Below are 442 nucleotides of genomic sequence, written 5' to 3' on the forward strand. Positions count from 1 at the left end.
CTCGGCCGACTTGCCCGAGCGGGCGCCGCCGAGGACGAGCGTGCGGTGCGGACGCGGAGCCGGCGCCGCGGCGTCCGCGCCGACCCGGACCAGGCCGCCGTCGGGCACCGCGCGAGCGCCCCACGCGGCCAGTCGGCGGTGCAACTCCTCACCCGGGGGCGACTCGTGCGACAGGTGGATCGCGAGCACGTCGGTGTCCTCGGTGACCGCGCCGTCGCGCCGCAACGTCGCCAGCCGCTCCGGCCACGACACCACGTCGAGCAGCACGATGTCGTAGTGACCGCCCTCACCCGTCCACGCCCGAGTCGCCTCCGCCTCGGGCGGCAGTGTCGACGGCGGCGCGTACAGCAACCGCGTGCCGTCGGCCCCGGTCACCTCGTACGCGACGCGCCCCGGCGTGCCGCCCGGCAGGACGCGTATTCGGTGCTCGTTCAGGTCGAAC

Annotated in this window: 1 pseudogene; it reads right to left on the bottom strand. The window is 76.2% G+C overall.

The window, feature by feature from the left end:
- Positions 1–442, bottom strand: a pseudogene (locus GT354_RS15505) (adenosylcobinamide kinase/adenosylcobinamide phosphate guanyltransferase); the annotation flags it as partial.

The sequence above is a fragment of the Streptomyces sp. SID3343 genome (assembly GCF_009865215.1).
Taxonomy (GTDB): Bacteria; Actinomycetota; Actinomycetes; order Streptomycetales; family Streptomycetaceae; genus Embleya.